The organism is Alkalimonas mucilaginosa, assembly GCF_036327005.1.
Lineage (GTDB): Bacteria > Pseudomonadota > Gammaproteobacteria > Enterobacterales > Alteromonadaceae > Alkalimonas > Alkalimonas mucilaginosa.
Genome location: NZ_JAUGZK010000007.1, coordinates 120,182 through 139,727, shown reverse-complemented (window position 1 = coordinate 139,727; position 19,546 = coordinate 120,182). Strand labels below are relative to the sequence as shown.

17 protein-coding genes and 1 pseudogene are annotated in these 19,546 nt (G+C 51.9%); 7 read left to right on the top strand and 11 right to left on the bottom strand.

What is annotated here, in order from left to right; all coding sequences use genetic code 11:
- Positions 1–229: 229 nt before the first annotated feature.
- Positions 230–1,012: a ferredoxin--NADP reductase gene (locus QWF21_RS11205; RefSeq protein ID WP_330088138.1), complete on the bottom strand. Its 783-nt coding sequence runs from the start codon at positions 1,010–1,012 to the stop codon at positions 230–232.
- 405 nt (positions 1,013–1,417) lie between these two features.
- On the opposite strand from QWF21_RS11205, the gene QWF21_RS11200 reads away from it, so the two are divergent.
- Positions 1,418–2,701 (top strand): serine hydrolase domain-containing protein, encoded by a 1,284-nt coding sequence (locus tag QWF21_RS11200; RefSeq protein WP_407935287.1) that lies wholly within the window; start codon positions 1,418–1,420, stop codon positions 2,699–2,701.
- Between the two features lie 60 nt (positions 2,702–2,761).
- On the opposite strand, the gene QWF21_RS11195 is transcribed toward QWF21_RS11200, so the two are convergent.
- The 4 genes from QWF21_RS11195 to QWF21_RS11180 form a co-directional block, all read right to left on the bottom strand.
- On the bottom strand, positions 2,762–3,289 hold the full coding sequence (locus tag QWF21_RS11195; RefSeq protein WP_330088136.1) for a cytochrome b: 528 nt from the start codon (positions 3,287–3,289) through the stop codon (positions 2,762–2,764).
- The gene (locus QWF21_RS11190; RefSeq protein WP_330088135.1) at positions 3,282–4,277 is read right to left on the bottom strand and encodes a catalase family peroxidase; all 996 of its coding nucleotides are present in this window, start codon (positions 4,275–4,277) and stop codon (positions 3,282–3,284) included. The genes QWF21_RS11195 and QWF21_RS11190 overlap by 8 nt, the downstream gene beginning before the upstream one ends.
- Positions 4,278–4,376: 99 nt before the next feature.
- A complete protein-coding gene (locus tag QWF21_RS11185; protein WP_407935288.1) occupies positions 4,377–5,534 on the bottom strand; it encodes an MFS transporter in 1,158 nt (385 codons plus the stop codon).
- Between the two features lie 242 nt (positions 5,535–5,776).
- Positions 5,777–6,415, bottom strand: a complete 639-nt coding sequence (locus QWF21_RS11180; protein ID WP_330088134.1) for an NAD(P)-dependent oxidoreductase — start codon at positions 6,413–6,415, stop codon at positions 5,777–5,779.
- A 120-nt stretch (positions 6,416–6,535) separates the two neighbouring features.
- On the opposite strand from QWF21_RS11180, the gene QWF21_RS11175 reads away from it, so the two are divergent.
- The 5 genes from QWF21_RS11175 (at position 6,536) to QWF21_RS11155 (ending at position 11,556) form a co-directional block, all read left to right on the top strand.
- On the top strand, positions 6,536–7,447 hold the full coding sequence (locus tag QWF21_RS11175) for a LysR family transcriptional regulator (RefSeq protein WP_330088133.1): 912 nt from the start codon (positions 6,536–6,538) through the stop codon (positions 7,445–7,447).
- A gap of 41 nt (positions 7,448–7,488) precedes the next feature.
- Positions 7,489–7,773, top strand: coding sequence for a hypothetical protein (locus tag QWF21_RS11170; protein ID WP_330088132.1), 285 nt, complete (start codon positions 7,489–7,491; stop codon positions 7,771–7,773).
- A 121-nt stretch (positions 7,774–7,894) separates the two neighbouring features.
- Complete coding sequence (locus QWF21_RS11165; RefSeq protein ID WP_330088131.1) at positions 7,895–9,430, top strand: Fic family protein; 1,536 nt, start codon at positions 7,895–7,897, stop codon at positions 9,428–9,430.
- Positions 9,431–9,713: 283 nt separating this feature from the next.
- On the top strand, positions 9,714–10,871 hold the full coding sequence (locus tag QWF21_RS11160) for a MerR family transcriptional regulator (RefSeq protein WP_330088130.1): 1,158 nt from the start codon (positions 9,714–9,716) through the stop codon (positions 10,869–10,871).
- A gap of 334 nt (positions 10,872–11,205) precedes the next feature.
- Entirely contained in the window at positions 11,206–11,556 is a 351-nt protein-coding gene (locus QWF21_RS11155) for a hypothetical protein (RefSeq protein ID WP_330088129.1), read from the top strand.
- Between the two features lie 110 nt (positions 11,557–11,666).
- Here the strand turns inward: QWF21_RS11155 and QWF21_RS11150 are convergent.
- Both QWF21_RS11150 and QWF21_RS11145 read right to left on the bottom strand, forming a co-directional pair.
- Positions 11,667–11,780: pseudogene (locus tag QWF21_RS11150) on the bottom strand (transposase domain-containing protein); the annotation flags it as partial.
- Positions 11,781–11,831: 51 nt separating this feature from the next.
- Complete coding sequence (locus QWF21_RS11145) at positions 11,832–12,647, bottom strand: class I SAM-dependent methyltransferase (RefSeq protein ID WP_330088128.1); 816 nt, start codon at positions 12,645–12,647, stop codon at positions 11,832–11,834.
- A gap of 186 nt (positions 12,648–12,833) precedes the next feature.
- On the opposite strand from QWF21_RS11145, the gene QWF21_RS11140 reads away from it, so the two are divergent.
- Positions 12,834–13,400 (top strand): gamma-glutamylcyclotransferase, encoded by a 567-nt coding sequence (locus QWF21_RS11140; protein WP_330088127.1) that lies wholly within the window; start codon positions 12,834–12,836, stop codon positions 13,398–13,400.
- Positions 13,401–13,504: 104 nt separating this feature from the next.
- On the opposite strand, the gene QWF21_RS11135 is transcribed toward QWF21_RS11140, so the two are convergent.
- The 4 genes from QWF21_RS11135 to gcvT all read right to left on the bottom strand — a co-directional run bounded on the left by QWF21_RS11135 (position 13,505) and on the right by gcvT (position 19,412).
- Positions 13,505–14,560, bottom strand: coding sequence for a peptidase M42 (locus QWF21_RS11135; RefSeq protein ID WP_330088126.1), 1,056 nt, complete (start codon positions 14,558–14,560; stop codon positions 13,505–13,507).
- Positions 14,561–14,810: 250 nt separating this feature from the next.
- On the bottom strand, positions 14,811–17,705 hold the full coding sequence (gene gcvP, locus QWF21_RS11130; protein ID WP_330088125.1) for an aminomethyl-transferring glycine dehydrogenase: 2,895 nt from the start codon (positions 17,703–17,705) through the stop codon (positions 14,811–14,813).
- A gap of 98 nt (positions 17,706–17,803) precedes the next feature.
- A complete protein-coding gene (gene gcvH, locus QWF21_RS11125; RefSeq protein ID WP_330088124.1) occupies positions 17,804–18,193 on the bottom strand; it encodes a glycine cleavage system protein GcvH in 390 nt (129 codons plus the stop codon).
- 124 nt (positions 18,194–18,317) lie between these two features.
- Positions 18,318–19,412 (bottom strand): glycine cleavage system aminomethyltransferase GcvT, encoded by a 1,095-nt coding sequence (gcvT, locus tag QWF21_RS11120; protein ID WP_330088123.1) that lies wholly within the window; start codon positions 19,410–19,412, stop codon positions 18,318–18,320.
- Between the last annotated feature and the right edge of the window lie 134 nt (positions 19,413–19,546).

Genomic DNA, 19,546 nt, shown 5'->3' with positions numbered 1-19,546 from the left:
GTGAACTTATCATCAGCAATGAATGGCTTGAACATATCGAAAAGCGTGCTGCAATGAGTTAGAGGCCGATCTCAGAATCACCATGCAATCAATACGTTGCATGGTGATTCTGTGTGTTGGGTTGTTAATCAATGCAATTTTTTAAGGATTTGCGGCAATTCAGGCCCGCACAAACCTCGTGTACAACCCTGTTGGCAGTGCGATGAGGCATCCGCTGCTAACAAGTAGACTATTTTTCCAAAAAGGCTTGCTCGATGACGTAATCACCTCGCTGACGGGAGTTGGCTTTGCTAAAGCCTCTGGCATTTAAAATGGCCATGGTGTCATCCAGCATAGCTTGATTGCCACACAGCATAAACCGGTCCCGCTCCGGGCTCAGTGGTGGCATGCCCAAGTGCTCGGTGAAGATGTCCGACTGCAGTAAGCTGGTGATCCGCTGCTGATGCAAGGCATGGCGGTACGCTTCACGGGTCACTGTTGGGTGGTAAAGTAATTGGTCCCGCACCCAGTCACCAAAAAACTCATTGTTAGGCAGTTGATTGCAGATCACATCCTGATAAGCAAGCTCAGAAACAGTGCGCACGCCGTGCACCAGAATCACCTTGTTAAATTGCTCGTAAATAGCAGGATCTTTAATGATGCTCATAAAAGGGGCCAAACCGGTGCCGGTGGCCAACAGGTACAGGTTTTCGCCTGGTGTCAGGTGCCCTGCAACCAGGGTACCGGTTGGACGGGTCGAGATGTGCAACGACTGCCCCACCTGAATGTGCTGCAAGCGCGAGGTCAAGGCACCGTCCGGTACCTTGATGCTGAAAAACTCCAGCTCATCTTCGTAGTTCGCACTGGCAATGCTGTAAGCCCGTAGCAGTGGTTTGTTGTCCACTTCGATGCCAATCATCACGAACTGACCATTTTCAAAGGTGAAGCCAGGGCGTCGTGTGGTTTTAATACTAAAAAGCGTATCGTTCCAATGATGAACCTGAGTCACCGTTTCAGTGATAGTACCTCGCATAAACCCCTCATTATCAGTATGCTTAACACAACCACCAAACAAGGCCGCAGCATGTGCTGTATTCATTAGCGCTGTTTGATAATCTGAGAAATCGCCAGAAAAGGCGATGGTACAATACCTGAGTAAAACACTCAACTATTTATCCGAGTATTTTAGTCAAGTATTTGCAGGCACTTGCAAAACCATGCACCAGCATTTGAGTTGCATGCCACAAAGCTGACTCAATAATGCCCCGTGTTTGTGGATGTTCCTTCTGAGTTTTAGCGATTGGTAGCGCCTTCCAAGCCAGTAACACTGGAGCAGACAGCTATTCCTTGTTAAGCTGAATGAAGCCGCCTAATAAGGAGCAGTGCTATGCGTTTTGCGAGTCCGAAGCGAATCTTCGTATCTGTTTTCATCGGGTTGATGGCAACTGCTGTTTTGCCCGTTACAGCGGCGACTTCATCAGTGGAGCCATTAAACGCCGAACAATCCGATCCACGAACGCTCGGTTGGATGCAGGGTTTTCCGCCGCCGGTAGAAAAACGGATCACTCAGCCCGATAGCAACTTCTTTAGTTTCCCTAAGTTACGCTGGAGCGTGTGCCACATGCGTGAGTTACTGCCTACTGCAGCCATTCCGCGCGCCATCGACCACTATGCCCCACTGCCAGAAGCACTCATTGCGTCGATTGACCAATTGCAGTTCACTCCTACAGGGGCCAGCACGCCCATCAGTTGGCACGATAGCCTGGCGGCCAATTATACCGATGGACTTTTGGTGCTCCACCGCGGCAAGGTGGTGTACGAAAGCTATCGGGGCTGTTTGGGCCCACAACAACATCATGCCGCGATGTCGATGACCAAATCCATCACCGGCTTATTGGCGGAAATGCTGATTGCACAGGGGCTGCTGGATGAAAGCGCTCTGGTCGGTCAGCTGATACCAGCACTTCGGGGTTCGGCCTTTGCCAATGCTACGGTGAGGCAGGTGATGGATATGACCACTGCGCTTCAGTACAGTGAAGATTATGCCGATCCAACTGCGGATATCTGGCAATACAGTGCTGCGGCTAACCCGCTGCCGAAGCCTGCCGGCTATCAGGGGCCAGTGGGTTATTTTGAGTATCTGATGACCGTCCGGGCCGCGGGAGAGCATGGCAAGGTGTTTGGCTATAAAACCGTCAACAGTGATGTATTGGGCTGGGTGCTCGCCACCGTAACCGGTAAACCCTATCACCAGTTGGTGTCTGAACTCTTGTGGCAGCCATTGGGGATGCAACAGGATGCCTACGTGACTGTCGATGGGCTCGGCACACCCTTTGCCGGTGGCGGTATCAGTGCCACCCTGCGGGATTTGGGCCGTTTGGGGCAAGCACTGCTGGATGCAGCTCAGGGGAAACCCGGGGTCATAGCGCCAGAGCTGGCCCGCAGCATTCGGGCTGGTGGTGATAAAGCAGCCTTTGCGGCCGGTTTTAGCAGTTTAACCGGTGGCAGTTACCGCAGTATGTGGTGGGTCTTTCATAATCCGCATCAGGCTTTTGCTGCCCGGGGCGTGCATGGCCAGACCATTTACATCGACCCGACCGCTGACATGGTGATTGTGCGTTTCGCCTCGCATCCGGTTGCCAGCAACAGCGCCAATGATGCAACCTCGTTACCGGCTTATCAGGCATTGGCAGAGTTCTTGATGCAACAAAATTCAGACTGACTCTTTTCCGAGAAAAGTCACTGCATCGCTTGGTGCAGTGACCTTCTCGCACGCTATGAACTATTTTCGTACCATACTGCGAAACACCCCATCCCGCTTAATCAAGCCGTGATAGAGGGCGGCACAGCTATGCACCACGATCAGCAGCACCAACAGCAGCGCTGCCCAGCCATGAATTTCGCGGAACAAGCCGTACAGGGCTAAATCGGTATGAAGCAAGCTTGGCAGCGGCAGCCCAAACAAGCTCAGTGGCCGGCCGGCCGCGTTTTGCATTAAATAGCCGGATAGCGGCATCACAAAGAGCAACAGATAAAAGCCAAGTTGCGTGAGCTTCGCTGCCAGTTGCTGCATGTTCGGCACACTAGCAGGTAATGTTGGCTTTTCTGAGCGCAGGCGAATGATAAGGCGCACCACAATCGCCAGTAGGGCAATCAACCCCATGGCTTTGTGCCAGGCCAGCAGTTGCTGCTGCCAGGGGCCCAGTGACTTGACCATGGTTAAACCGGCAAACAACAGGCAGAGCACTAGAGCTGCCATCAGCCAATGCATCACCCGCATGGCAAGAGGATAAGACTGCGGCTTATTCATTGGCACCTCCGGCAACCTGCTGCATCAAGACTTCGCGGGCCCGGCGCCGGTGCGATTCGGCATAGGCGGCTGCGCGGGCGCGTAGAATCGGGTCCGCCGATGGTGCAAAGCCAGCGGGCAACACCAGGGGATCGAAATTAAGCGCATTGCAGGCGCCTTCTTGCTGCACACTGGCTTGCTCAATCACGATAGTACCGGCACTGAGCTGTGGGTTGCTTTCCGGCCAGGGAGTGGTGGCGTCGGCCGGTTCATCCTTGGCGGTTGCCAGGGTAAACTGCAAGTCAAAGCGCACTGGCCCTTGCTGCAGCCGACTGAAAAACTCTTGCTGCAATGCATCTGCTGCTTCTTCGTCCGCAATAACGCCAGCATCATCCGTCAGTGGTAAGGCCGCCCAACGCACTGCTTGCTGTTTGCCTTGCCGGTCAACCAGATAAAAAGCATTAATGCTGTGGTAGCGCTCCGTGGCATAACTTTGGGTTGGCTGATAGTGGCTACGCCATTGTAGAAAATGCGCGCTTTCCGGGTGATCAGCAAAAAACTGCGGCACGGTATTGCTTTGAATGGCCAACAGCTGTTGATAAAACTTTTCCGGCGTAGCTACCGCCATCACCGGCGGTGTATTCATCGCCGTGCGCCATTGATGCACTGTGTCAGGTAAAATGGTTAAGGCCAGGCTGCGCACAGGCGCGCGTAAATCAGGTGCCGTTGGGTTGCTCCCGGCAATTGAAATGCGGCCAATTAAGGGGTAGCTGCCAGGCTGCAATGCTTTGGCACTGGAGTAAGCAGCTAATTCTCCGGAGGCCTGAAACTCGCCACTGATGCAAAACCCCTTGGCGTGAGCGCGCCTGAAACCCGCCTGAATTGAGTCGCCTTGTTGTAAATTGACAAAATCCTGGGCACTGACCGGTGCCCGGCCACTCACAGTAACCGCATAAACAGCAGCCGCTACCACGGCTCCCGCCGCAGCAGCAAACAGAACATATCGCATAAGCATGACTTCTTTTGGTTAGACATTCGGATGGTGCTAAAAACCAATAGACCAATACGCTCTGATGGGAAAAGCGATCATAATTTTGTTCTGGCCTGGCTAAACAGTACGGCGCATATCCGGCAGCCAGAATGCCAGTATGCCCAGCAGGGGAAACCAGGCACAGAGCTTGAAAATAAAACCTATGCTGGTGACATCTGCCAGCATGCCAAGTACGGCCGCGGCTATGCCACTGATGCCAAACATCAAACCGTAAAACAGCCCGGAAATCATCCCTACCCTGGCCGGCATCAGTTCCTGAGCAAACACAATAATGGCCGAAAAAGCCGACGACATCACCAGACCAATCAGCACCGTTAATAGCGCCGCGCCTAATAAACTGCTGTAAGGCAGCATTAACGCCAGCGGTGCCGCGCCCAAAATCGATACCCAGATCACCCACTTGCGGCCAAACCTGTCCCCTATGGGGCCGCCGGCCACCGTGCCCACGGCGATGGCGGCCAAAAACAAAAATAGAAACAACTGCGAGTCGGCTACCGATACTTCAAATTTTTCAATCAGGTAAAAGGTGTAGAAATTACTCAGACAGGTCATATAGACGTATTTGGAGAAAATCAGCAGTGCCAGTACCCCCAATGCCTGGCGGGTTTGGCGGGTGCTTAAGCCATTGCCCTTTCTCGCGGCATTGCCTAGCCGTTGCCTGGCATTGGATTGCACCACCCAGCGGCTGACCCACGCCAGCAGCATAATGCCGGCAATGGCAAACAGGCAAAACCAGCCGATGCTGCCCTGGCCGCGCGGGATAATGATCATCGCAGCCAGCAAAGGCCCGAGCGCCGAGCCGGCATTGCCCCCTACCTGAAACATCGCCTGCGCCAAACCATAGCGCCCACCGGATGCCATCCGTGCAACCCGGGAGGCTTCGGGGTGAAAGGTTGAGGAGCCCAGCCCTATCATCGCCGATGCCAACAGCAGCATATCATAACGCTGGGCCAGACTAAGCAGCGCCAGCCCCAGCAGAGTAAACACCATGCCAAGTGGCAGCAAAGCGGGCTTGGGGTGTTTGTCGGTGTAAAAACCCACAGCAGGTTGCAGCACAGAAGCGGTCAGCTGAAAAATCAGCGTGATCAGGCCAATCTGGGTAAAGCTGAGCGCATAATCCTGTTTTAGCATCGGATAAATGGCTGGCAATACCGCCTGGATCAGATCGTTGAGCAAGTGCACCACACTCACTGCACCAACCACCGGCACTACCATTATCGCAGGCGTAGAAATTGGCGAAGGTGTTGCTATCGGCGAGGGCGGCAAATCCACTGTTTTTTCAAGACTAGTCACAACAAAACGACCTGAGGAGGAAAAACCAGCATTATATACTCAATCTCTGAGTCTATGGCGCTTGTTTTGCCTCCTTTCGACTGACAGCAACCAGCCGTTGCTCGCTGTTGTTCATGTCGCCATTCAGCACCCGAGAGGGAGGTTAATTTCTACCTGGCCAAATTCTAATAGGCCACACAAAAACGTTGGTTACTATGCTGTGGCTGCTCCACTTCATTTAGCATCGCCACCGCATAATCGCCATTAGAAATGCGACTTTGCCCCTGACTGTCGGTCAGTAAAGCATCCAATCCCAGGCGGAAGCTTCCGGTTTTTTCGCCCGGGAAAATATCGGCGGCCGGCGATAAAAAGCTCCAGCTCAGGGTGCTCTGGCTACGTAATTGCTGCAATACCTCTGCCGCACCTTCAGCGGTAGCGCGGTATTCTGCCGGGAAATCCGGGCTATCCAGCAGGCGACTGCCATCGGGCAGGGTTAAGGTAGCAGCGCCACCGACCACCAGCAAACGGCCTACTTTGGCAGTGCTTGCGGCAGTAAATACGGACTGAAATGCTTTTACATAGTAGCCTTTTACATCCTGCTGGGCATGGCCGCTAAAGGCGCTGATCACCACATCTTTGCCGCGCAATAACGCCGTTAAGGCTGCGGTGTCGTTTATATCCAACCCGACCACTGTTAAGCCCGCTTTGGGTTCAAGCCGCTCGGGTCGGCTCACCACTGCGGTTACCTGATGGCCGCGGCTTAATGCCTCTGCCGTAATGGCCGAGCCGATAAAGCCTGATGCGCCTAAAATGACTAATTCCATACTGTGCTCCTAACGTTACTTTGTGATTCACCTTCAGTGTGCCGCTAGTATGCCCACTCGATTAACGCAGAAAAATAGCCTAATATTAAAATCACTGTTTGGTTAATTAAAACAATAAGCATGGATCACGCCGATTTAAATAGCCTACAACTGGTGCAGCAGCTTCACCTGGCCGGGAGCTTTACCGCGGCAGCCGAGCAGCTTGGCTGCAGCAAAACCACGATCAGCCTGCAGTTAAAAGCGCTGGAGCAACAATTAGGGGTGGCGTTGTTTCGGCGCACGACGCGCCAACTTAGCCTGACCCAGGCCGGCGAGCAGCTGCTGCACGACTGCCTGCCCCTGCTCGATGAGCTGCAACAGGCCTTGCAACAGTTGCAAAGCAGCGACAAGGTGTTGCAAGGCAGGCTGGTGCTCAGTGCACCGGAAGATTACAACAACCGCATTCTGGCACCAGCAGTGGTTGCGTTTATGGCGCAGCACCCGGCGCTGGAGGTAGAGTTTCGCAGCAGCGATCAGGTGAAAGATCTGATTAAAGAAGGGATAGATTTAACCATTCGCGCCGGCTGGTTAAAAGACTCCAGCCAGCAGGCCAGAAAACTCGGCAGTTTTGAGCAGTGGTTATTGGCCGCCCCGGCCTATCTGGCACAAACCGGCATACCGCAGCACCCGGCCGAATTGGCTGACTTGCGCTTTATTGCCTTTACGCCATTACAGCAACCACAGCAGTGGCGCTTTAGTCACACCGATCCAAAGAGCGGTGCGACGGTGCAACACAGTCAGTATTTGCAGGCGCCCTTTAAAACCAGCTCGACCCAAACGATCACCGCATTGATGCTGGCCGGAGCCGGCATCGGCATACTGCCCGACTACAGCGCCCGCGAGCTGGTCAACAGTGGCCAATTAGTCAGGCTGCTGCCCCACTGGCGCTTAGCGCAAGGCGGTATCTATGCGGTCTATCCACCGGGCAGGTTTCGCCCGGCCAGGGTCACCGCTTTTGTCGACTTTTTGCAGCAATATCAGCAGTTGGCTTAAAGACTGAAATACCTTTGCATCCCAACTGAATTCGTGTAAATGTGAAATACAACTTCCGTTTTACACAAAAATTAAAACGTTTCTTAGCATTCAATACCGCCCTCAAGCAAAGTGCAGTGGTCTACAACGGCGAAGCCATCACCTTCAGCGACGGCGCACAGGCAGTTCCCTCACCTCTGCCGCTGAATTGCTCTAATACTCCAGGGAAGCTTGCGATTTGCTGGTTTTATTTTGATACACCCGCAATTTTAATAGCACTCCACCTTGAAAACTCCGCAAATAACCATTTATTACGAGAACCTATTAATAATAATCGTTTTTCATGATCAGTAAGACTTTTTCATGCCACCAATTTGAGACTACCCGCCCCCTTGTAATCAATATTCACGTGATGTAGGATAAAATAATTAATTTTCATGGTCATTAATCGCTTTTCACGTGAGCACTATGGTATTCGATAAAGAAATAAAATTTTTTGATGGCGAGGTATTTCCTGAGCCTAACGCAGAGCTGGCAGGATACTCATGGCTTATATGCGAATATCAACTCAATGTTCCCTCCCCGGAAAGCATCTATGCCATTGTTGCGGCTAAAAGCGCCAAGCGCAGTAAAGGTAGGTGGCAGTTATTGGGGAGCCGCTATCAACCAGAACCCCACTGGTTTTCACAATTAGTATTCGCATTAAAATATGAAGGGGTCGATTTAGCGGTTATCAGAAGCTTATTTAATGCATTAGCAGAAGATGATATAAGGCATTCTATTGAGGGCGAAATTACGGGTTCTTATAGTCGGAGAATTTGGTTTTTCTATGAATGGCTTACTGAAAAATTACTGCCAATCGATGATGTTACCACGGGTAATTATGTTGACGCGCTAAATGAAAAGCTTCAGTTCGGTTGCTCCGCAACAAAAGTTCCGCGCCAAAGAATCAATAATAACTTGCCGGGTGTTCGTGGTTTTTGCCCTTTGATTAGGAAAACTGATGCAATTATCCACTTTATAGAGCAAGGCTTTAACGAGACAGCTGCTCAACATCTTGGCAATGTACATAGTGATTTGATAGCAAGAGCTGCTGCTTTTTTGCTGCTGTCAGATTCAAAGGCTTCTTACACGATTGAAGGAGAAGCCCCCCCCCACAACCGCATAGAGCGGTGGGGGAAAATTATCGGTCAAGCAGGTCAGCAAAGGTTAACCGTTGAGGAGATTGAGCGATTACAACAAGTTGTCATACCAGATAGTCGATTTATTGTACCAGGAATTCGCTGTGTTGGAGGCTTTGTTGGTGAGCATGACAGAATAACAAATATTCCAATACCAGAGCATATATCAGCAAAGCCGGAAGATCTGGATAAACTACTAGCTGCGCTTTTCGAAACCTATGAGTTGATGAAGAAATCTGGTTTTCATCCAGTATTAGCGGCTACAACAATCGCTTTTTCATTTGTATTTATTCACCCGCTAGAGGATGGTAATGGACGAATTCATCGCTATCTGATCCATCATGTTTTGGCTGAAAATGGATTTACACCAAAAGGTGTAGTTTTCCCTGTATCGTCAGTTATTTTACAACGAATACAAGAATACAAGGCTGTGTTGGAGCAGTTTACAAAACCGCGTTTAAACTACATTGAATGGCACCCAACTCCAGACAATAATGTTCATGTGACTAACGAAACCATTGATCTTTATCGCTACGGCGACATGACTAATCAAGTGGTATTCTTATTTGAATGCATAAAAGATACGGTAGAAACCGTACTTCCTGAAGAAGTTCAGTATCTTGCCAGATATGACGAGGTATGGGAATACATAAATAATCGGTTTGACTTTCCTCACAAGAGTCTGAGCTTGCTACTGAACTTCTTAAGGCAAGGCAATGGCACTCTATCGAAGCGGGCAAGAAGCAAGGAGTTTGCTGCGTTATCTGATAGTGAGGTGCAAGCAATAGAAAGCAAATACCGGGATGTTTTTGGGCTTAGCTAGTGTCCGTCCTGAAGGGCGGACGCTAACGCGGTGCAAGGATCCGCACCGAGTCACCAGTGGTTAGCTCCAGCCGTGTTTGTGCTTTTTGATAATCGCTCATGATTTCCTCCGGTAATCGTGTGAACTCACCCGGCCAAGCCACAACTTAGTCCGACCAATTTGTAAAATTATGGTCAGTAGTGCCGTTCATTGCCAGCTGCTGCACTACTAAACACACATCATGGCTTGACCTGTCTATAACTTTATAGTTTATGCTGCAATTTCTTTGGTAAAGGAACCGGCGATGTATCGAATATCTGAACTGGCCGGACTATCGCGTACCGCTTTGTTGTATTACGAAAAGCAGGGATTGCTGCGCGCGCAACGCCAAAGCAATGGCTATCGGCTCTATAGCGAGCAAGACAGGCAGCGACTGTATTTGCTGCAACAACTGCAGGCGGGTGGCTTATCGCTTAGCGAGTGCAAAGCCTGTCTCGATGCCAAGTTAAACCAGAGTTTGCTGCAGGCCCGCCTGCAGAAACTGGATCACGAAATAGCGCAAAAACAGCAGGCGCGGCATTTGCTGGCTAGCTTGTTAGGGCACTCTACGCTGCGGGCCTGGCATCAGGCCGTTGATAAAGCAGCACCGGATGCTCATTTATCCTGGCTGAAACAGCAGGGCTTCACTGAAAAAGAAGCCTTGCGCTTAAAATGGTTATCACACGATATGAACGAACACGAACAGTACATGGCGGACTTTATGGCCGTCTACCAGGGCTTAAAGTATTGGGCGCCAGGCAGTGCAGAAGATACCCTGCGGGCACTGGCACTGCTGACACCGCCACCGGCTACCCTGCTGGAAATTGGCTGCGGCAAGGGCATCGCCACCACCCTGTTGGCTGAGCATAGCACTGCCAGCATCACCGCAATCGACAACGAGCCTACGGCTCTGGAGGCTTTGCAGCAGCAACTGGAAGTGCTGGGGTTCACCAAACGGGTGTCAGTCCTTTGCGCCAGCATGACGGAGCTGCCTTTTGCAAAACAAAGCTTTGATGCGATTTGGTCGGAAGGTTCTGCCTACATCATGGGGCTGGTGCAGGCGCTGCGCTATTGGAAGACATTCTTAAAGCCTGGCGGTTATCTGGTGCTTAGTGAGCTGGTCTGGCTAACGGATACACCAAGCCCGGAAGCGCGTGATTTCTGGCAGCAAGGCTACCCGGATATGCGAAACATCGCCTGCTGCATCAAACGAATACAGGAGGCAGGCTATCAGCTGGTGGATCAGTTCTCACTCAGCGACCAGGCCTGGCAGAATTACTACCAGCCGCTGCAAGAGCGTATTGATGCGATGAAGCCGCAGCTACCAAATTCAAGGGCTTTGCTGGATACCCAGCAAGAAATCAACATCTACCGGCAGTACGGCGCTGAGTTTGCTTATCAGATGTTTGTACTTCGATGTTAGTGTTTTGATTAACCTGTCGAATCGATAAATCCTACTGCAGTGGGATTAACTGATATTTAAGTGTGAATGCTGCTATACATCCTAATCCAGTAGGATTAATAGGTTGAAAATAAACCGCCACCCTACTGCAAAAGATTCTCAGCCAAAAAGCAGCTTAACCTCGATTCCTGAGTTAGGCCTGCGGGCCTAAAGAACAGCTAAGAGGTTAATTTTTATCTGACCCCGATATTTACCCCGATATTTTACCCCGATATTTAATTTGACCCCGATATTTAATTTGTATTTAACTTGCACTAAGTTAATTGGGGCAATCTACAAACATAGTGAGTAAAAAATGAATATAACATCAAAATTTAAACTTGTAGTGGCATTTGTATTAGGCGCTTTTTTGGCATGGGGAGCCACTACTTATTATTTTGTTGCTAGGCTGATGGTTACTCAGACAATTTATGCGGTAAATAACTCAGTCGATTATTATGTGGTGGCGTCACGTCAAAGATCTTATGATGAGATTGTTCTTATACTGAACTCCCGAATTTCATGTGCCCTTGATGAACTTGAACTAATAAAAGAGAGCAACTGGCCGCTAATGAGCGTAGATGAGCACTATCATGATCAAATAGATAAAGCTTATAAATTACGCCAAGTTCCGTGTGATCACCCTTTCAGACTTAATAATGATTGATATTCACCTGAGGGATCCCCACGAATTTAAAGCTCATAGTATCAGCTCTTTTTCAATTTGATCAGTAAGCGTAACACCAACCACACCTGCGGTGTGATTGGTTTTGCGGATCAGTAAGGCAGGAGTTTCTGCAGTTGCTCGCTGTCAGTCACCTTAGGCAGCTCAGTCAGTAACCGGCACAGGTAATCGTAGGGCTCCAGTCCGTTGATTTTGGCGGTTTCTAATTTTGGGGTCAGAAAAAAATTAATCTTATCCCTAATAGTGCCTCCCACCGCCTAACCAACAGGCTTTCTAAACCGCAACACCATCTGGTGAGCCTCACCAATAGCCAGGTATTTTTCTCTATCGGTTTCACCACCCGCTAAAGCCGGTGGCAGTGACCAGATCCCGTCCGGGTGGTCGGCGGTATCTTTCGGGTTGTGCAGTAAGTCGCTGCTGGCCTCGAAATGAAAACCGGCTTCTGCCGCCAAATCCAGCCATAGCTGTTTAGGCACATAACCAGAGCCTTGCCAATCGGTTTCCAGTTTATCTTCTGGTAATAGCGGTGCCACCACCCCCAGCACCCCACCCGGCTTTAGTGCCTGGTAAAAACTGGCCAGGCCATGGCGCAGCGACTGCTCGCCTTCAAAGATATAAAACTGATTGCGGATAGACAGCACAAAATCAGCGCTTTCAGGCGGCGCTATCGTCATATCGGCGATGGGCGCAAACTCAGTAAGGGTGACATTTTGATACACCGGGTGGCTGGCCAGCTTCTTGCTGTAGTCCGAACGAACGCTTTGCATGTAATTGGAGCTCAGCAAGGTAAAAGCATCTGAGAAGTGCGCTGCGTATAGTTTACCCTGCTCTGCCAACAAGGGCGCCAGCACCTCGGTATACCAGCCAGCACCCGGCCATATTTCCACCACGGTGCTTTGCGGCGTCACACCAAAAAAGCGCAGGGTTTGTTCTGGTTTGCGAGCTTCGTCCCGCACTTTATTGGCTTCGCTGCGCACTTCGTGCTGCAGCGCCTGGCTGATATCGGCCGAGGCAATAAAGCTGACCTGGCTGGCCAGCAACAACAGGCTTAAACGAGCGAACTTAGTGAGCATACCCTAGTCCTTGTTCGGTGCATCCATTGAGGTGCATCCATAGAAAAGTATCGATCTAAAGTAACCCTGTTCGATTGTTTTTAAAAGTGTTTTTAACCAGCAATGCAGCTGCATGATCACGACCGGCGATAAAATTGTTACTATGTCAGGCACCAGCCATGATTTTGTCTGCCAGAGTGGAGCTTTATGTCGCACAACACCATTGCCCTGAACAAACAGCTACAGCCATTGGATCACCTTGATTCCGTCTGGTTGTTTGGTTATGGCTCGCTGATTTACAAGGCGGATTTTCCTTACCTGCAGTGCAAACCCGCCTGTATTTATGGCTGGCAACGCCGTTTCTGGCAGGGCTCGCATGATCATCGTGGCACGCCACAGGCGCCAGGCCGGGTGCTCACCCTGATTGAGGCTCCAGGCGCCCGCTGCGCTGGCATGGCCTATGAAGTAACACCCGATACCTTTGAGCACCTTGATCACCGTGAAAAAAACGGCTACCTGCGGGTATTTACTGAGTTGCATTGGCTGGACGAGCCAGGGCAAACGCAAGGCCTGGTGTATTTAGCCAGCGCCGATAATGAGGCTTACCTTGGCCCGGACACAGACGCCGCTATTGCCGCCCATATTGCCAGCAGCGAAGGCCCAAGTGGCCCCAACAGCGACTACCTTTTGCAACTGGCACAAGCACTGAGGGAGATGGATGAGCAGGACGAGCATGTATTTGCCATAGAGCAGCAGCTATTAAAGCTGCTTTAATAGCTGTCCCCTCCTGTTCCGGGGACTTAACGTACACTGCCCCCCGGAATACATCATTCTGCCCCCTTGGCTTTGCGCTGTATGTTTTCGATAGGGTCAGAAATTCACGAAGCCAGGCCGGCCAGACGCTTAAGCAGGATCAGAAATCCCTCGCAGGATGTCATTGACGCGGTTTCTTCCATGGTGTGGTAGCCGGTCGTTGGGATCTGCAGTGTGGTACCGGTGACTGCGCCCGCTGAGGCGGCGATAATCCTGCCCATTTCGGTGCTGCCAAGTGACTGAGCAGATTGCCCAGGTGCTAACAACGCATTTTTCTGTTCAATGTATTCATCTTTGAAGCTGTAACTAACTCCTGCTGTCTGGCACAAAGCGGCCAGTGTATCGGTCAGTTGCGCATCGAAACTGGCGTTGGCGTCTTTGTGTCGCAATACCAGTTGCTGGCGATCTGCCTCCTTTCTGTCCGGGTAGGGGCTGGTATCCACCACGACCAGCCGGTTGGTGGTGTTGCCAAAGCGCCGGAACCATTCCAGCAGATAGCGCCAGCTCTTCCCTGCCTCTTCCTGTGCCGTAAAAAAGGCGGTGCCCTGAAAACCTAAACTGAACAAATGCACCAAATAGGCCGCAGTGAGCACGTTATCCAGCTGACCACTGATGCTGTCAGCACCAATTCTGAGTTTGTCGGCGAAAGCCACCGGCGTACCGGCGACCAAATGGGACATTCCCTCAAGGGTGAAAATCAGGTTGTTACGCCGCTCACAGACATAACTTGAGGCAATTTTACCGCTACCGCGGTAGGCACCGGACCAGGGCTCATACGCCATCACTGGCGTAGTATCAAAGCGATCAACAATTTTATTGATCAACTGCTCGGATACGGAGTTTCCCAGCAAATCGGAGCGGTTTCCTGCCACAAAAGCAGCGTACTGAAATTCATCGGGACCCGTGCAGATAAGCCCATGCCGATCAATATGTGCAGAAAACATGGTGCTGAAGGGGGCATTGCCCTGTGCGACCAGTAAGCCTTCATACCAGGTAACCTTTGCGCCGCGCTCCTCCAGTTCCCGTTGCAGCACCCTGAAAAAACTATGCTCTGCGCCCACCACACTAGGCTCGCGGATCAATATTTTCAGCAAATCCAGCAGTTCATTTAACTCAGTCATGGTGGTATCCGGACAGAAAATTATGGTGCTATATTCAGGCCAATCGCCGCTCCATGCAAAGAAAATCTGCTTTACGGGGATTTTGCGGATTTCTCTCTGCCGCATCAAGCAACCGCTGAATAGCTCTTATTTACTGTAAAGCCTTCGAGTTAAATTCACCTAACGAAAAGCCCACTCGAAGTGGGCTTTTAAACGACTTATTTATTCCCATTAAACGACTTATTTCATGGGAACAACAGGCAAGCCGGAATTAACGATAAGCCTCCGGGCTAGGACAAGCGCAGATCAAGTTGCGGTCACCGTAAACATCGTCGATACGGGTCACCGTTGGCCAGAACTTGTTCTCGGCGACAAAGGCGGCCGGGAAGGCAGCAACCTGACGGTCGTAGGCACGGTTCCAGTCGTTGCTGAACACATCCTGCATGCTGTGCGGGGCAAAGTGCAGCGGGTTGTTGTCCAGCGCCCATTCACCGGACTCCACCTTGGCGATCTCCGCGCGAATGGTGGTCATGGCTTCGATGAACTTATCCAGCTCGGCTTTGCTTTCCGACTCGGTGGGTTCAATCATCAGGGTACCAGCGACCGGGAAGCTCATGGTCGGTGAGTGGTAACCAAAGTCCATCAGACGCTTGGCGATGTCCATCTCGGTAACGCCACTGGCTTCTTTCAGTGGACGGATATCAATGATGCACTCGTGCGCCACCCGGCCGTTGCTGCCGCGGTACAGTACCGGGAAGTGCGGATCCAGCTTCTTCGCCATGTAGTTGGCGCTCAGAATAGCCATGGATGTAGCTTGCTTTAAGCCCTCGCTGCCCATCATGGCGATGTACATCCAGCTGATCGGTAAAATACCAGCGCTGCCGTAAGGCGCGGCCGATACTGAACCGTTTTGCGCACCGGTACCTGGGATTTTCACCACCGGGTGATTCGGTAAAAACGGTGCCAGATGGCTTTTCACACCAATGGGGCCCATGCCAGGGCCGCCGCCGCCGTGCGGAATGCAGAAGGTTTTGTGCAGGTTCAAATGCGACACGTCCGAGCCGATAAAGCCTGGTGAAGTTAACCCCACCTGAGCATTCATATTGGCACCGTCCATATAGACCTGACCACCGTGCGCATGCACGATCTCGCACAGTTCACGAATGCTGGCTTCAAACACGCCATGGGTCGATGGGTAGGTCACCATAATGGCCGCCAGCCGATCCGATACTTCCTCGGCCTTGGCTTTTAAATCGGCCATATCGATGTTGCCGGACTTGTCGCAATCGACCAGCACCACTTCAAAGTTGGCCATGGCCGCTGTCGCCGGATTAGTACCGTGGGCAGAAACCGGGATCAGACAGACATTGCGGTGACCTTCGCCACGGCTTTCGTGGTACTTGCGAATGGCAATCATGCCAGCGTATTCGCCCTGAGCACCGGAGTTCGGCTGCATCGAGATGTTGTCGTAACCGGTGATATTGACCAGCCAGTCGCCCAGCTCGGTGATCATCTGGCCATACCCTTGTGCCTGATCAAGTGGGCAGAACGGGTGCAGCGCGCCAAATTCCGGCCAGGTGACCGGGATCATCTCGGCGGTGGCGTTCAGCTTCATGGTGCAGGAGCCCAGAGAAATCATCGAATGGTTCAATGCCAGATCTTTGTTTTCCAGCTTTTTGATGTAACGCAGCATCTCAGTTTCTGAGTGGTACTGATTAAACACCGGGTGCTGCAAAATCGCATCGTGACGCAGCAGGCTGGCAGGAATTGAGCTAGAACCCTGTTGCACCAGCTCAGCATCCAATGCCGCCACATCCAGACCATGGCTATCGCCCAGCACAATGGCAAAGAGTTCAGCGATATCAGCCGCTGTGGTCAGTTCGTGGAAGCTGACTGACAGGCTATCGCTCAGATCAGTGCGCAAATTCACTTCTTTGGCCAGTGCGCGGGCAATAACGGCAGCGCGATCGGCTACTTTAAAGCTGATGGTATCGAACCAGTGGTTGTGCAAAAGCTCAACGCCTTTGGCTTTGAGGCCAGCAGCAAAAATATCGGCGGAGCGGTGAATGCGCTCGGCAATGGTTTTCAGGCCTTCCGGGCCATGGTAGACGGCGTAGAAGGACGCCATATTGGCCAGCAGTACCTGAGCGGTACAGATGTTGGAGTTGGCTTTTTCGCGGCGGATATGCTGCTCGCGGGTTTGCATCGCCATCCGCAGGGCGTTGTTATCGAGCCGGTCTTTCGACACACCGATAATACGGCCTGGCATCGAGCGCTTGTACGCATCGCGGGTGGCAAAGAAAGCGGCGTGCGGGCCGCCGTAACCCATCGGCACCCCAAAACGCTGCGCCGAGCCCAGCACCACATCGGCGCCCAGTTGACCCGGGGATTTCATCAGTACCAGCGCCATAATATCAGTGGCAACCGCAACGATGGCTTTATTGGCCTGCAAATCGGCAATCAGGGCAGTATCGTCGCGGACTTCACCGCTGCTGCTTGGGTATTGCAGCAAGGCACCGAACACATCGTGCTTGGCAGCGTCGCTGGCCGGGCCGGTGACGATATCAAAGCCAAACATCTCGGCACGGGTTTTCACCACGTCCAGTGTTTGTGGGTGCACATCGTTGGCAATAAAGTAGCTGTTGGATTTTTTGTTTTTCGACACCCGCTTGGCCAGCGCCATGGCTTCGGCAGCGGCGGTGGCTTCATCCAGCAAAGACGCACTGGCCAGCTCCAGGCCGGTTAAATCCAGCGTCAGGTGCTGGAAGTTCAGCAGTGCTTCCAAACGGCCCTGAGCGATTTCCGGCTGATACGGGGTGTAAGCGGTGTACCAGCCCGGGTTTTCCAGCACATTGCGCAGGATCACGTTCGGCGTCAGTGTCGGGTGATAGCCCATACCAATGTAGGATTTAAAAATTTTGTTCTTGGCAGCAACGGACTTCAAATAAGCAAGGGCTTCGGCCTCGCTGCGGCTGTCTCCAATGGCAAGCGGCTTTGGTAAACGGATATCGGCCGGAATGGTTTGCGCAATCAGCTCTTCCACCGAACCGACATTCAGCTCGGCCAGCATGGCGGCGGTTTCATTGGCATCCGGGCCAATATGACGTTGAATGAATTCCTGGTGATTCGCAAGTTGCGACAGCGTTTTAGCAGCAGGGTTGCTCATGCTTGATGTGTCCTATAAATACAATGGCGACAAAAAATGTACAGCGTAATAAAGGTAAGCCCCGAACTATACGGGGCTTACGCAGTAACAGATTGGTTTTACTCTTCGTCGATAAGGTTCTGGTAGCCTTCAGCATCCAGCAGCTCATCCAGCTCGGCCTGATCAGAGGCTTTGATTTTGAACATCCAGCCATCGTGGTACGGGCTGGCGTTCACTTGCTCTGGCGCATCGGCCAGCGATTCATTCACTTCAACCACTTCGCCAGACAGCGGCGCATAGATATCCGAAGCCGCTTTTACCGACTCAGCAACCGCACAGTCATCGCCCTGCGAGACGGTATCACCGACTTCCGGCAGCTCCACAAACACCATATCACCCAGCAACTCCTGCGCATGCTCAGAAATGCCAACGCTGTAGATGCCATCGCCTTCGTGACGCACCCACTCATGCGAAGAAGCGTATTTTAATTCTGTAGGGATAGAGCTCATGTTTAATTCCTTACCTGACGTTGTTCTTTTAGTCGTTTGTCCGCGTACACAGACGGTTTCAGTGTTATTGTGATACAGCAGGCGGTTGCTTGTACAGCTTTTGTACAAACAACCACTTGTTAGTTTAGATAAGTTTTTTGCCCATGCGAACAAAAGCCGGTTTTATCACCTTGACCGGTATCAGCTTGCCTCGGATATCCACCTCGGCGCTGTCGCCAGTACTGGCCGGAACCCGCGCCATCGCAATGCTAAAGCCCAGAGTGGGTGAAAAAGTACCGGACGTAATGATGCCTTCCCCGCCTTCAACCACCACACGCTGGCCATGACGCAACACGCCTTTTTGCTCCATCACCAGACCAACCAGCTTGTCGCTGCCGGCGGCTTTTTGCTGCTCGAGCGCAGTACGGCCAATAAAGTTGCGATCGGCTGGCTCCCAAGCAATGGTCCAGCCCATATTGGCCGCCAGGGGCGATACGCTTTCGTCCATATCCTGGCCGTACAAATTCATACCGGCTTCCAGGCGCAGCGTATCACGGGCACCCAGGCCTGCCGGTTTTACCCCGGCATCCAGCAGTTGCTGCCAAAAATCGGCTGCCTGCCCTTCCGGCATAGCAATTTCGTAACCGTCTTCACCGGTGTAGCCAGTAGTGGCGATAAACAAATCACCGCTTTGTACGCCAAAGAACGGCTTCATGCCGGCCACAGCTGCCTGTTGATCGGCATCCAGTAAGGTGGCCACTTTGGCCTTGGCATTGGGGCCCTGCACAGCAATCAGTGCCAGCTCTGGCCGCTCGGTCACAGTCACCTCAAAAGCAGGCGCATGCTGGTCCAGCCAGGCCAAATCTTTTGCACGGGTAGCGGAGTTCACTACAATGCGGAAGTAATCTTCTTGCAGGAAGTAGACAATTAAATCGTCAATCACACCACCGGCTTCATTCAGCATGGCGGTGTACAGGGCTTTGCCAGGCACCGTCAGCTTAGCGACATCGTTGGCCAGCAAAAAACGCAGGAAATCACGGGTACGGGCACCGGTTAAATCGACAATGGTCATGTGCGATACATCGAACATACCGGCATCCTGGCGCACTGCATGATGCTCTTCAATCTGAGAGCCGTAGTTGATTGGCATGTGCCAACCGAAAAAGTCCACCATCTTGGCACCGGCTTCCAGATGCTTGGCGTGTAATACGGTGTGTTGTGATGCAGCTTGTTGTGACATTCGATGCTCCCTGTGCTTGGTATCGCAGCGGCGGTATCAAGGCAGCATAGCAACCGCTTATGCAGCCAGACCGACTAAGAATGCACCGATTATAGCGGATGCAGCCAGGTGCCAACAGCCCCTTTTTAATTAGA